Below are 13,366 nucleotides of genomic sequence, written 5' to 3' on the forward strand. Positions count from 1 at the left end.
CGTCTGCGTACTCAGCCTCTCGCGGCGGCGCTGTTGGTGGCCGAGACGATGTTGGCGGCGCTGCCCTGGCCGGCCATCAGGCTCACCACGGCGGTGTTCATGGCGTTGCCGACGTTCTGGCCGAACTGCGTGTCAAGGTATTGCATCGCATATGCCGCCTTGCTGAACGCCTGCAAGGTCGAGACGTTGTACGGGTCGGTGACGGCGTCCTGGGCCGCCGGGTTCACCGGGATCGCGTCGAAGGCCTTGGCGTAGACCTCCTGCTCGTCCTTGGTCGCCAGGAACTCCAGGAACTCGAAGGCCTCCTTCGGCGCCTTCTTGGACACCGAGTAGCCGTCGGCGCCGCCCATGATGGCGGTCGGGTCGCCCTGGCCGCCGGCCACCGCGGGGAAGGGGAACCAGCCCAGGTCGGGCAGCGGCTTCTGGTCCGGGGTCAGGCTGGCGATCACCCCGGGGTCCCAGTTGCCCATGAGTTCCATGCCGGCCTTGTGGTTGGCGAGCAGGCCCGCCGAGGACCCCGCACCCTGCTGCGCCGAGGTCGTCAGGAAGCCCTGCTGGAAGGGCTCGGTCTTCAAGAACGCGGCCACGTCGTCGCCGGCCTTGGTCCAGCACGGATCGGTGAACTTCAGCGACTTGGCCGTGCTGGTCATGGTGGCCTGGCTGCACTCGCGCAGGGCGAAGTTGTAGTACCAGTGCGCGGCCGGCCAGGCGTCCTTCGCGCCGACCGCGATCGGCGCGACCTTGATCGCCTTGAGTTTGGCCACGTCGGCTTCGAGCTCGTCGATCGTGGTCGGCGTCGAGGCGATGCCGGCCTGCTGGAACAGGTCTTTGCTGTAGTAGAAGCCCTCCGGCTGGGTGTCCATCGGCACCGCGTAGACCGTGCCGTCGAGTGACTCGGCCGCGAGCGCCGCCGCGCCCATGTTCGTCTTGTCGGCGGCGGTGAGGCTCAGTGCCTGGAGCTGGCCGGCATTGACCATCGCCTGCATCTTGCCGCCGCCGCGTTGCAGGAAGATGTCCGGCGCGGAGTTCGAGTTCAGCGCGGTCTGGAGTTTGCCGTCGAGGTCCTCGTTCTGGATCGTCTGGACGTTGATCGTGACGTTCGGGTGCGCGGCGTGGTAGTCCTTCGCGGCGGTCAGGAAGAACTGCTGGCCGGGGCCCGTCGTCGAGTTCTGCCAGATGGTCAGTTTGACCTGGCCGCCGCCCGAACCGCTGCCGCCGCTTCCGCCGCCGGCACAGCCGGTGGCGGCCAGCGCCGCGCTCATGCCGAGCAGGACGGCTATTGCGTTGCGCGTTTTCCTCGTCACTGTGGGAACTCCCTGTCGGTCGTCATAGTCGCGCCTGGATCCCGGGGCCAGCGGGGCGATGGAAAGGCAGTGGGCTCTGTGAGGGCACCGGGGACGCCGGGTCCCCAGGGGATGGCGATGAGTTTGCGCGCACGTTTCTGTCGTGTCAATCGTTGTCGATAACGTTTTACACCGCTAACGTGGCGGCGTGCAGCAACCCAGAGTCACCATCAGGGACGTCGCCGAGCACGCCGGCGTCTCGGTCGCCACCGTGTCCAAGGTCATCAACCAGCGCTACGGCGTGGCCGCGGACACCATGGCGCGCGTCCAGGCCGTCATCGACGAACTCGGCTACGAGGCGAGCCTGGTCGCCCAGAGCCTGCGCAACCACCGCACGAACGTGATCGGCATCCTGGTCGCGGACCTGGAGCCGTTCAGCACCGAGCTGCTCAAGGGCGCGGCGGACGCCATCCGCGGCAGCGGCTTCGAGCTGGTCGTCTACAGCGCGGGCGGCCGCACGAGCGACGTGGTGGGCTGGGAACGCAGGTACCTCTCGCGGCTGTCCGGCACCCTGGTGGACGGCGCGGTGCTGGTGACTCCGACGGTCGTGGACGTGAACTACGGCGCGCCGGTCGTCGCGGTCGATCCGCACACCGGATCCTCGGGCTTCCCGACGGTCGACGCCGACAGCCGGCACGGGGCGCGCCTGGCGACCGAGTACCTGCTGAGCCTGGGGCACCGGCAGATCGCGATGCTGGCCGGCCGGCCGGACCTGGAGTCGGCGAAGCTGCGCGAGCAGGGCTATCGCGACGCGCTGGCGGCGGCCGGCGTGCCGGTCGAGGAGTCGCTGGTGCGCGTCGGCGGGTACGACGCGGACCTCTCGGCGCTGGCCGCGCGCGAGTTGCTGACCGGTCCGCGGCGCCCGACCGCGGTGTTCGCCGCGAACGACGTCTCGGCCATCGCCACGATCGAGGTGGCTGTGGGCCTCGGCTTGCGGGTGCCGACGGACTTGTCGGTCGTCGGTTTCGACAACATCCCCGAGTCGGCGCTGTGCACCCCGCAGCTGACGACGATCAACCAGCCCATCCGCACGATGGGCGAGCGCGCCGTGGAGATGCTGATCCGGCTGATCCGCGGAGAGTCCGTCGAGCGCACCCATCTCACGCTGGCCACGGAGTTGGTCGTCCGCAATTCGGCCGCCCGGGCGTGATCTGTCCCCCCTTCGCAGCACCGGTACTCCCCGAGTAAGGAAAGCCGCACATGGCTATGGAAAACATCGCTGTCGCCGACCTCTGGCGCGACTCGACCGCCCCGACCGCCGATCGGGTCAAGGACCTCATACCGCGCATGTCGACACGGCAGAAGGTCGCGCAGTTGTACGGGGTCTGGGTCGGTGCCGACGCCTCGGGGCAGGTCGCGCCGTTCCAGCACTCGTCGGAGTCGCCCGCCGCCGACTGGTCCGACGTCCTGCGCGACGGGGTCGGCCAGCTCACCCGGCCCTTCGGCACGGTGCCGGTGGATCCGGTGGCCGGGGCGCGCGCGATAGCCAACACCCAGCGCGACCTCGCCGGGGCCGGCCTGGGGATCCCGGCGCTGGTGCACGAGGAGTGCCTGACCGGGCTGGGGGCCTGGCAGGCGACGATCTTTCCCTCGCCGCTGTGCTGGGGGGCGAGCTTCGACCCGGAACTCATCCGCCAGGTCGGCGAGCGGATCGGCCTGACCATGCGGCGGCTCGGCGTGCACCAGGGTCTGGCCCCGGTTCTGGACGTCGCCCGGGATCTGCGCTGGGGCCGGGTCGAGGAGCTCATCGCGGAGGACCCGTACCTCGTCGGCACGCTCGGCGCGGCCTATGTTCAGGGTCTTGAGTCCACCGGCATCGTCGCGACGCTGAAGCACTTCGCCGGGTACAGCGCCTCGCGCGCGGGGCGGAACCTCGCGCCGGTGTCGATCGGCCCGCGGGAGATGGCGGACGTGATCCTGCCGCCGTTCGAGATGGCGTTGCGGGCCGGGGCCCGTTCGGTGATGAACTCCTACTCCGACAACGACGGCGTGCCGGTGGCGGGCGATCCGACGTTGCTGACCGATCTGCTGCGCGGGACATACGGCTTCACCGGGACGGTGGTGTCGGACTACTTCGCAGTGGTCTTCCTGCACCGTCTGCACCGCACCGCGGGCTCCAAGGGACAGGCCGCCGCGCAGGCCCTGGCCGCCGGCATCGATGTCGAACTGCCGACCCTGGACTGCTTCGGGGCACCGCTGATCGCGGCGCTGGAAGCGGGCGAGGTGGACATGGCGCTGGTGGACCGGGCGCTGGAGCGGGTGTTGGTCCAGAAGTGCGAGCTGGGACTGCTCGATGCCGATTGGTCCGCCGAGCCCCCGATCCTTTCCGAGACGGATCCGCGCCTGGACGACGAGGAGTCCCGGGCGCTGGCCAAGCGCTTGGCACAGCGCGCGATAGTCCTGCTGCGCAACGAGAACAGCGCGCTGCCGCTGACTCCGGGCAAGCGCCTGGCGGTCGTCGGCCCGCGCGCGCACGTCGCGGACGCCGCGTTCGGGTGCTACTCGTTCCCCCGGCACATCGGTGTGCACCACCCGGACGTCGCGCTCGGCGTCGAGGCGCGGACGGTTCTCGAGGCGCTGCAAGCCGATCCGGCCGGCTACCGGATCACCTACGCGCAGGGCTGCCCCGTACCCGACACCGAGAGCTCCGTGCGGCTGCGGACCGAGCGCGCGTCCGCCGAGGGCGCGACTCCCGCCGACGCGCTGGATGACGAAGCGTTGCAGTTGTTGGGCGATCAGCGGATCGCCGAAGCGGTGGCGGCGGCACGCGAAGCAGAGGTCTGTGTCGCGGTGCTCGGCGACGTCTCGGGCTTGTTCGGCAACGGAACCTCCGGTGAGGGCTGCGACGCCTCCGACCTGCGTCTGCCCGGCCGGCAGGGCGAGCTGCTGGAGGCGCTGCTGGCCACGGGGACACCTGTCGTCCTGGTGTTGCTGGTGGGGCGTCCGTACGAGCTGTCCCGGTACGCCGACCGGCTCGCGGCCGTGGTCTGTGGCTTCCTGCCGGGCGAGGAAGGTGCGAACGCGCTGGCGGACGTGCTGTCGGGGCGGGTGGACCCGGCGGGGCGGCTCCCGGTGGGCTTCCCGGCCGAGGGCGCGAACCAGCCCTCGACGTACCTGTCGGCCACCCTCGGCCTGCGCAGCGACGTGAGCACGGTCGATCCGACGCCGCTGTACCCGTTCGGCCACGGTCTGTCCTACAACCCGGCGGTGTGGACGGACCCCGTTCTTCCCGAGGGCCGGACCTGGCCGACGGACGGCACGCTGCGGCTCGCGGTGACCCTGCGCAACGACGGCGCGTCGGCCACCAGCGAAGTGGTCCAGGTCTACCTGCACGACCCGCAGGCCGAGGTGGCCCGGCCGGTACAGCAGTTGATCGCCGCGCCCCGGGTCGATCTGGAACCCGGGACAACGCGCACGGTGATCCTCGACCTGCCGGCCGACACGACCTCCTACACCGGCCGGGCCGGGCGGCGGATCGTCGAGCCGGGCGAGGTCGAGCTGTGGGTCGGCGCCTCCAGCCGCGACATCCGCGCCCGGCTGGCCGCGCGGCTCGTCGGGCCGCCGCGCGAGGTCGGCTTCGACCGGGCGTTCCAGCCCGAGGTCAGTGTCGTCGAGGGCTGATTTCGCTCAATGCTGCGCGAACTGGACCTGAGCGGGTTGGATCACGTCCGGTTCGACGGCGAAGGCGGCTGTCGTCACCTGCTGCCCGTAGATGTCGGTGATCCGGATCGCCTTGCCGCATCCGGTGCCGTTCGGGGACAGGAAGTAGTTGTAGCTGCTGCGCGACAGCTGCTGCCATCCACTGCCGGTGCTGACCTCCAGGCGGGCAACCGGGTTGCGCTCGCCGATGACCTGGATGCCGCACCAGTACTGGCTTGAGCCCACCTTGTACCGGACGGAGATGGTGCCGCTGGAGGCGGGGCTGACCAGCTCCCAGGTGATCGGGATCCGGCCGGCCTTGGGGTCGGCGATCTTGGCGAACGCCTGCTGGCTGAGGTCGAGCTGCCCGGGGGCGCACGGATAGGGGCACTCGTTGGTGATCAGGACGGTGACCGTGGCGCCGTTGGCCGCGCGGACGAGGATGTGGGCTCCGCAGGCTTCGGAGTTCTGGTAGTCGAGTTCGTTCATCGCGGCGATCATCATGTCGCCGGAGGGTCCGAACAGGCAGGCGCCGTTACCGTCCGCGGCGCTGTACTCGGTCGCGACGCCTTTGTAGGCGACGCCTGGTTGGATCCGTCCTGCCAAGGACGACGCCGATGCGCTCTGAGAACTGCTGTGGGCCGGGGTGGCGGACGTTCGCGATGTCGTGGCCGTGCCCCCGGGTGTCTTGTTCCCTGGCATGCTGTCCCCGGAGGCCTGGTACACAGGCGTCTGCTGCACGACTACCGAGGTTGTTGCTTGCGGCGAAGATGGGGTGGCCGCCGTCGGTCCAGCAGCGGCGGTGCCCGAGTCCGCATTATGCGGCGACGGTGAGCCCATGCCCACCGCCAGTACGGCTATCAATCCTGCGACCACGAGCAGTGCCGCGGTGGCGGATATCGGCAGCCACCTCTTGCGCTGCTTGTGGTGCTGCGTGGTCGGATGCGTGGCCTTCACAGGCGCCCCTTCAAGCGATCGGATACCTTCCGTCGGTCAAGTGGCGCGGGCCGCGCGAAAGGTTGCCGTGAAAGTTTCACCGCTTTGCTGCCGGGCGCAAAGGCCACGGCGGTGCCTCGTTGCGCAGCTTGCACACTCGCATACCGGAGCCCTTATGTGAGAACGGAATCCGCTAGCCGCCTGGAGGGGAGACCGGGGTTGGCTGTCACTGTGCATGAGATCCCGGTGGCCTTCGAGGGACCCGGGGCCGGGGTGGGCGAGCTGACGTGGGGCCAGCTGGGTATCTGGCGCCGGACCGAACAAAGCGGCCGGACCATGAACCTCGTCGTGACCGTGCCGATGGAGGACGGCACGACGGTGGCCGAGCTGCTCGGGATGCTGCGCTTCCTCCTCAACGATCGTCGCGAGAAGACCGGCGCGGGGGAAGGCGACGATTCCGTGCCCGAACCGCGGGACGTCGCCCGGGTCCTGCCGCTGAGCAGGTGGTACTGGGGCCGTAAGGTCCCGGTCTTCGACGGTGCCCTGTTCATCCAAGTCGACTCCGAACCCATGGTGTCGGAAAGGCGGCGCCCCGGCGGAACCCCGCCCGCGGTCCATCTGGAGATCTGGACCGACACGCGGTCTTTCGCGATCCGGCAGATCGAGGCGTTCGCTCGGGAGATGGAGACGGTCGTGGTGGAGGCCGCGCTCGGCGAACACGGGGTACAGGCGCATGGATGACGGCGCCGCCCTGGAAGTCGTGGCCTTCTTCCTCCCCCAGTTCCACCCGATCCCGGAGAACGACCGCTGGTGGGGACGCGGCTTCACCGAGTGGACGCACGCGGCGTCGGCGCGTCCGCTGTTCGACGGCCACCTTCAGCCGTGCCTCCCGGCCGACCTGGGGTTCTACGACCTCCGGGGGCTCGAGAGCCGCCGGGCTCAATGGGAACTCGCCGCCGAATACGGTGTCAGCACACTGTGTTACTGGCACTACTGGTTCGGCGGCGCGCGCCTCCTGGAACGTCCGGAGACGGACCTGCTGAAAGACCCGGGCCTGCCGCATCGATACTGTCTGGCCTGGGCGAACCAGTCCTGGACCGGAGTCTGGCACGGCCGCGGCGACGAGGTGCTGCAACAGCAGCACTACCCCGGGGAAGCCGACGACATCGAGCACTTCAAATACCTGCTTCCGCACTTCACGGACGAGCGGTAACTGACCGTGGACGGCCGGCCGGTGTTCTACCTGTTCCGCCCCGACGACATCCCCGACCTGGCCCGGATGGCCACGCTGTGACGAGGGCTGGCCGCCGACGCCGGCCTGCCCGGGCTGTACCTGGTCGGCGACGCCGACGGCGCGTGGGTACGCGACGTCGACCAGCATCTGGACGCGGCGGTGTTCAACCCCGCGCCACCGCTCGCCGGCCACCCGCTGGAGGCGGCGTTCGGCGGCAAACCGCTGCGCGAGAAGCCCCGGGCCTTCCGCTACGACAAGACCTACGCCGACTGGCTGCTGAACGGCTGCACCGCCCCGATCCGACGGCACCCGTGCGTCGTCCCCGGCTTCGACAACACACCGCGCTCGGGCCGGCGCGGGGTACTGCTGCACCGGCCCGACCCGGAGATCTTCCAGGACGCGGTACGGGAGGCGGCGTATCGGGAGCTGGCGATGCCTGGGCCGCGAATGCTGTTCATCAAGTCGTGGAACGAATGGGCCGAGGGATCCGTGATGGAGCCGGACCTGCACTTCGGACGGAGTTTTCTCCGGGCGTTGAGACAGGGTCTGGACTCTGAAGGGTAAGCTCACCGAACTGCTGAGGAAGTGATATCCGCGGCGATGGTGCCGGGTCTCCATAGCCGTACGGACGCTCATTCATTCCTTCGAAGGCGGAGACCCCATGCCGGACTTCCTCGACCCGCGGCTGATCCACGCGGCGCAGCACGGTGATCAGCAGGCACTCGACGCGCTGATCGCCGCATCCCTGCCCCTGGTCTACAACATCGCCGGCCGCGCCCTGCAGGGCCACGCGGACGTGGACGACGTGGTCCAGGAGACGATGCTGAAGGTGGTCAACGGCATCCCGGGCCTGCGCGACCCGGCGGCGTTCCGGTCGTGGCTGGTGTCGATCGCCATCCGCGAGGTCCGCGACAGCCGGAACCGCAGGCGACCGGCCGGTGGCGGCGGCCTGGAGGAGTTGCGGGACGTCACCGATCCCGGCGCGGACTTCGTCGACCTGACGATCCTGCGGCTGGGTCTGTCCGAGCAGCGCCGGGAGACCGCCGAGGCGACGCGCTGGCTGGACGAGTCGGACCGCGACCTGCTGGCCCTGTGGTGGTTGGAGGCGGCGGGCCAGGTCACCCGCACCGAGCTGGCCACCGCGCTGGAGGAGACACCCGCGTACGCGGCCGTTCGGGTCCAGCGGATGAAGGCTCAGTTGGAGACCGCCCGCGCAGTGGTCCGGGCGGTGTGGGCCACGCCGCGCTGCCAGGACCTGGACACGGCGATCCGCGACTGGGACGGGCGTCCGTCCCCACTGTGGCGCAAGCGCCTGGCCCGGCACATCCGGGAGTGCGCCGCGTGCTCGGGATTCCAGCGGGGGCTGGTGCCGGCCGAGGGCTTGCTGGCGGGTATCGCGTTGGTGCCGCTGCCGCTCACCGGTATGTATCTCGCCGGCCATGCCTGGCTTGCCGCACCGGGTCGAGGCGCAGCCGGCCACGGCGACACCTCGCTGAGGCCGCCTCGGCACAGGCCGGACTCCGACGCCAGCCTGTCCGGCCACGGCTCCACCCCGCTGATGCCGCCTCGACGCAGGCCGAACTCCGGCGCCGGCCGGGCCCTGGTGCCGACGGGCAAACTGGCAATTGCCTCGGCGGCGGTGGCAGTCCTGGGCGTGAGCGCCGCCATCGCGATGGCCGGGAACGGGTCGCCCTCGTCGCCGACCGTCGTCGGCCAGGCCGCCGGCGGATCCACGGCCGGTGCCGTGGCTGCCACGTCGGCCGCCGTGCCGCCCGCGTCCTCGGCCGTCCCGTCGACGACGGTACCGACAGCGCCGACGGTGCCGGCGACGTCGCGAACGTCGGCCCGGCTGCGTGCCTCGGCGACGTCACCGTTCTCGACCAGCTTGCCGGCGCCGGCTCAGTCGACGCCGGGCTCTCCACCGCAGTCCGCAGCATCACCGGTCTACGGGCAGACCGTCGACACCGTCGACGCGGCACCGGACCGCCTCGCCAAGCCCGGGCCACTGCCGCAGCGCCCGGAAACCGTCCCGATCACCGCCACCGGCAACTACTCCCAGCCCTTCAAGGGATCGCTCGGCGGCAAATACCTGATGTTCTGGTCGGGCCAGAACGTCACCATCACCGGCACCGGCTACTTCTGCGTCCGCTACGAGATCGCCTGGTTCAACCGCGTCGGCCCGATGGTGATGCCGGCCTGGACGGGCCTGCAGGGCAAGCTCTTCCACGTCGCCTCCGGCGGCGGCCGCCGCATGGACGACAACGGCCCCGGCCAGCCGACGGACGTCACCTGGATGGGCAACCCGAAGGCCGGCTACATCACCCTGCCCACCGGGGCACAGCAGATGTGGAACAACGAGTTCTTCTACCTCGACGGCACCGTCACCCTGCACGAGAACGAGGGCTACGCCGACTACAACCTCAGCGTGACCCCGTACACCTGGACGCAGGTCACCAAGGACATCGACGCCGCCCCCGACGGACACGGCATCGTCCGCTACGGCCTGGTCCGCGACACCGGCACCGACGCGGCACCCGTTCCGCAGTACCTCACCCACGCCACGCCCGCCAAGGCGACGGACGTGCCGCAACGCTCACAGGTGGCTGCCGGGTCGTGACGACCCGCAGGGGCAGCGCATCGGCGACCTCCGTCATGAGTCTTCCTGCTCTCCCCCGCGTTGGATCAGATGGGGATACTCCGCCGATCGATGCTGGAACGCCAGAATCGCCGGGTTCTGGATCACGCCGTCCCAGATTTCGATCGCACGTTGAATGGTCTGATCGGCGTCCCACGCGGTGGGGCCGTCGAGAACCGTGCGCAGGAAGGGAATCAGGGCTTCGCTGTTCTCCCATGTGGCGGAGTTCCACAGGTACGAGGGGCTGTGGTCGACGCCGTAGTAGTGCACGCCGTCGCCGACGGTGAACACCGGGTCGGTGAACGTCGTCGGGCGCGCCCAGCTGAAGCCCATGCCTTCGTCGCAGGACACGTCGATGATCAGGGTGCCGGGAGCCAGCATCGTGAGGTCTTCATCGATCAGAAAGGTCAGCGGCGCGCTGGTGTCCTGCAGAACGCAGTTCACGATGATGTCGTGGCCGGCCAGGAACTCGGCGAGCGGTTGACGGCCGGCGTCGGTGTGGGCGTGACTGCGGCGGGGGTCGCTGGTGTCGTCGGCCTCGTCGTGGTCGAACCGGACGATCCGGGCGGAGTGGATCGGCGAGGCGACGGCGGTGACGCCGCGGCCGGTGAGGACGTCGACGTCGTGGACACCGAGGGCGTTCAGTGCCGTCACCGCGCCGCGCGCGGTCGCGCCGAAGCCGATCACCACCGCGTTCATTCGGCGGCCGTAGTCCCCGGTGGAGCCTTGCAGCTGCATCGCGTGCAGCACCGAGGAGTACCCCGCCATCTCGTTGTTCTTGTGGAACACATGCAGGTTGAACGAGCCGTCGCCGGTCCAGTGGTTCATCGCCTCGAACGCGATCAGCGTCAGCCGCCGGTCGATGGCCGTCTGGGTCAGCTTCGTGTCCTGGACGCAGTGCGGCCAGCCCCACAGTGTCTGGCCTTCGCGCAGTTCTGAGACGTCTTCGAACATCGGCTTGGCCAGCAGGATGACGTCGCAGGCGGCCACGAGGTCCGCCCGCGGCAGGATCCCGGCGACCAACGGGGCCAGGTGGCTGTCGGGGACTCCGAAGTGTTCGCCGTAGCCCTCCTCCAGGTGGATGTGCGCACGCAGGTCGGCGTCGATGCGCTCGAAGTGCGCGGGGTGGATGGGCAGTCGGTGCTCGTTCTCCTTGCGGGAATGCGCGATGACGCCGAGCTCGAGGTTGTGCAAGATGCCCCTTCGGTTATGTACGGCCGTGTTGAAGAGCGGAGATCAGCGCGAGCGTCGATTCCGCGCCCTGGTTCTCGTTGCGCCCGTCGCGCTCCAGGCCGTCGCAGCAGCCGCCGGTGCGCTGATCGGCGAGGGGGACGCCTGAGTCGTTCATCCCCAGAAACCAAGCCATCGCGCAGGCCAGGCCGGCCTCCCAGCGGTCGGCGCCGGTGACGGCCAGAGCGCGGGCGCAGGCATCGGCGAGCGCCGCGGCCTCGATCGGCTGCTGGTCGAAGCCGGGGCCCGTCCAGCCCCGGCCGTGGCCGCCGGCCGGAGTCAGGGACAGGTGTCCGTCCCGGGTCTGCTCGTCCAGCAGCCAGCCCAGCAGCAGCAGGCCGTCGGCGAGCAGGCGCTCGTCGTCCAGGAGATGGCCGGCGGCGATGAGGACCTCGGCCGGGGCGGCGTTCGCGTAGCTGAGCCACGGCTCGGGCCACGGCCACGCGGCGTCCGCTCGCGGGGCTCCGATGAGTTTGGCGGCGTCGGCGAGCAGGTCTCGCGCGGCGTCGTGCCCCGGATCGGCGGCCAGGATCTCCGCGGCGCCCAGCGCCGCGAACGTGTTGCTGCGCGACCAGGGCGAGCGCAGCGTGGCGCTGCTGTCGAACAATGCCAGAGCCGCGCTTTGGATCCACGGCGCCGGACCACGGACCGCGGCGGTGCCCAGACCCCACAACGCGCGTCCCCACCAGTCGCCCACACCGGGTTCGTCGTGCCAGAGCCGGTCCAGGCCAAGCCTGTTGTGGAACGCCCCATCAGGGTCCTGGGCGTGGGCGATGAAGGCCAGGTAGGTCTCGGCCAGGGCGGTCAGGCCGGCGTCCGGCTCGGGTTCGCGGCAGATGACGAGCAGGCCGCGGGCGACGTCGTCGAGGCAGTATCCGTGCTCCCGGCGCGGCACGGCGCCGCGGGCGTGCTCGAACAGACCGGTGTCGTCGCTGAGCCGGTGCAGGTGGGCGAAGGAGACCTCGGGCTTCACGCCGCGGCCGTGACCGGGGCATCCAGCAATGACTGGGCCAGAGCGCGGTAGGAGTTCGCGACGGAGGACCAGGCCAGGCCGGGGGCGATCCGGCCGCAGGCGCGGGTCATCGACTCGGCCAGGGCCGGCTGAGTCAGGACCGCCCGCAGTGCCTCGGTCATGGCCGGGATGTCCTGGTGCGGCACGATCAGGCCGGTGCCGTCGGCGAGCAGTTCCACGGCGTGCGGGAAGCCGGTCGCGACGATCGGCCGGCCGGCGGCGACCGCCTCGATGAGCACACCGGATGTCACCTGCTCGGTGGAGTCGTAGGGCAGGAGCACCACGTCGGCGCCGCGCACCAGATCCATCAGGGCATCGGGATTGCGGTGTTCGGGATCGAACTCCACGTCGGCCGAGATGCCGAGTTCCTCGGCTCGGGCGCGCAGGGAGTCCCGGTAGGCCTCGCCCTCACGTGCCAGGACTTTGGGATGCGTGCGGCCGGCGATCACGTAGCGAGGCGCCGGATCCAGGGCGCCGAGCCCGGCGAAGGCCTCGATCGCCCGCTCGATCCCCTTGCCCGGCCCGAGCAGACCCCAGGTGAGGACGGTCGGGCGCCGCGGTGCGGCGACCCGCGCCACCGGTGCGAACGGGTTCACGGACGCCGGCGGCGACATGCGCCGGCCGGTGAGCGCACCGTGCGGGATGACCGAGATCTTGGCGGCGTCGACCAGATAGCCCTCGCGCAGCCGATCGGCGGCGGTCTGCGACATCACCACGACCGCGGCGGCGGCGTCGGCGAGCCGTTCCAGCACCTGGCGTTGGTGCGCGCTGGGGCCGGCCAGGACGGTGTGCAGCACGACTATCGCCGGCACGCTCGTCTCGTCCAGGACACGCAGCACGTCCTCGCCGTCCCGACCGCCGTAGATGCCGTACTCGTGGTGCACGACGGCGACGTCGCAACGGTTCAGCACCGCCGCGGCCAGGGCCGGACCGGTCGGCGAGCCGTTGACCAACTGGGCGACGACGTCCGGATAGACGGCCGGCTGCACGGCGTCGACGACCCGGACCACCCCGGCCCGGTCGCCGGAGTCCTGACCGGTCAGGTGGCGCAGCAAGGCCGCGCTGAAGGTGGCCAGGCCGCACTGAGTAGGCGGATAGGTACTTAGAAAGCCAAAACTGGTCATGGCGGAGCCCTCACTTCGTCGATCGGCTGAAGGGCGAACACGGCGGCATCACCGTTGCTCGCGGCAAAAGCATTCGAGGCGATCGCGTTGTGAACGGGCGACCACGACCCTGACCGGGGACCAAGACGCGGAGCAGGTGGCTGCGCTGTGCCGGTGGGCTGCACCGTAACTGGACGACGGTGTCGCTACAGACAGTACCACCGGGCCTGCTCG

Annotated in this window: 9 protein-coding genes and 1 pseudogene; 5 read left to right on the forward strand and 5 right to left on the reverse strand. The window is 70.2% G+C overall.

The window, feature by feature from the left end:
* Window positions 1-11: 11 nt before the first annotated feature.
* Window positions 12-1,304 (reverse strand): extracellular solute-binding protein, encoded by a 1,293-nt coding sequence (locus tag ABIA35_RS32480; protein WP_370360475.1) that lies wholly within the window; start codon window positions 1,302-1,304, stop codon window positions 12-14.
* A 187-nt stretch (window positions 1,305-1,491) separates the two neighbouring features.
* Between ABIA35_RS32480 and ABIA35_RS32485 the strand changes: the two genes are divergently transcribed.
* Window positions 1,492-2,493 carry a LacI family DNA-binding transcriptional regulator gene (locus ABIA35_RS32485; RefSeq protein ID WP_370360476.1) on the forward strand — a complete coding sequence of 334 codons (1,002 nt, stop codon included), beginning with the start codon at window positions 1,492-1,494 and terminating at the stop codon, window positions 2,491-2,493.
* Window positions 2,494-2,543: 50 nt separating this feature from the next.
* Window positions 2,544-4,964 (forward strand): beta-glucosidase, encoded by a 2,421-nt coding sequence (locus tag ABIA35_RS32490; RefSeq protein WP_370360477.1) that lies wholly within the window; start codon window positions 2,544-2,546, stop codon window positions 4,962-4,964.
* 6 nt (window positions 4,965-4,970) lie between these two features.
* On the opposite strand, the gene ABIA35_RS32495 is transcribed toward ABIA35_RS32490, so the two are convergent.
* On the reverse strand, window positions 4,971-5,588 hold the full coding sequence (locus ABIA35_RS32495) for an expansin EXLX1 family cellulose-binding protein (RefSeq protein WP_370360478.1): 618 nt from the start codon (window positions 5,586-5,588) through the stop codon (window positions 4,971-4,973).
* Window positions 5,589-6,137: 549 nt separating this feature from the next.
* Here ABIA35_RS32495 and ABIA35_RS32500 point away from each other — a divergent pair.
* The 3 genes and pseudogenes from ABIA35_RS32500 to ABIA35_RS32510 all read left to right on the forward strand — a co-directional run bounded on the left by ABIA35_RS32500 (window position 6,138) and on the right by ABIA35_RS32510 (window position 9,769).
* Window positions 6,138-6,659, forward strand: a complete 522-nt coding sequence (locus tag ABIA35_RS32500; RefSeq protein ID WP_370360479.1) for a hypothetical protein — start codon at window positions 6,138-6,140, stop codon at window positions 6,657-6,659.
* Window positions 6,652-7,716, forward strand: a pseudogene (locus ABIA35_RS32505) (glycoside hydrolase family 99-like domain-containing protein). The gene ABIA35_RS32500 and the pseudogene ABIA35_RS32505 overlap by 8 nt, the downstream one beginning before the upstream one ends.
* Before the next feature lie 97 nt (window positions 7,717-7,813).
* The gene (locus ABIA35_RS32510; RefSeq protein WP_370360480.1) at window positions 7,814-9,769 is read left to right on the forward strand and encodes a sigma-70 family RNA polymerase sigma factor; all 1,956 of its coding nucleotides are present in this window, start codon (window positions 7,814-7,816) and stop codon (window positions 9,767-9,769) included.
* Window positions 9,770-9,802: 33 nt separating this feature from the next.
* On the opposite strand, the gene ABIA35_RS32515 is transcribed toward ABIA35_RS32510, so the two are convergent.
* Genes ABIA35_RS32515 through ABIA35_RS32525 form a run of 3 tightly spaced genes read right to left on the reverse strand, consistent with a single transcriptional unit; the run spans window position 9,803 to window position 13,153 of the window.
* A complete protein-coding gene (locus ABIA35_RS32515; protein ID WP_370360481.1) occupies window positions 9,803-10,981 on the reverse strand; it encodes a N(5)-(carboxyethyl)ornithine synthase in 1,179 nt (392 codons plus the stop codon).
* 13 nt (window positions 10,982-10,994) lie between these two features.
* Window positions 10,995-11,990 (reverse strand): glycosyltransferase, encoded by a 996-nt coding sequence (locus ABIA35_RS32520; RefSeq protein WP_370360482.1) that lies wholly within the window; start codon window positions 11,988-11,990, stop codon window positions 10,995-10,997.
* The gene (locus ABIA35_RS32525; RefSeq protein WP_370360483.1) at window positions 11,987-13,153 is read right to left on the reverse strand and encodes a glycosyltransferase; all 1,167 of its coding nucleotides are present in this window, start codon (window positions 13,151-13,153) and stop codon (window positions 11,987-11,989) included. The genes ABIA35_RS32520 and ABIA35_RS32525 overlap by 4 nt, the downstream gene beginning before the upstream one ends.
* Window positions 13,154-13,366 lie beyond the last annotated feature (213 nt).

The organism is Catenulispora sp. MAP12-49 (assembly GCF_041262705.1).
In the GTDB taxonomy this organism is placed as follows: Bacteria; Actinomycetota; Actinomycetes; order Streptomycetales; family Catenulisporaceae; genus Catenulispora.

What these genes read in the sequence shown, in the direction of transcription:
- ABIA35_RS32510 (WP_370360480.1), top strand. Translation starts at nt 7,814, where the DNA reads ATGCCGGACTTCCTCGACCCGCGGCTGATCCACGCGGCGCAGCACGGT.
- ABIA35_RS32525 (WP_370360483.1), bottom strand. Translation starts at nt 13,153, where the DNA reads ATGACCAGTTTTGGCTTTCTAAGTACCTATCCGCCTACTCAGTGCGGC.
- ABIA35_RS32490 (WP_370360477.1), top strand. Translation starts at nt 2,544, where the DNA reads ATGGCTATGGAAAACATCGCTGTCGCCGACCTCTGGCGCGACTCGACC.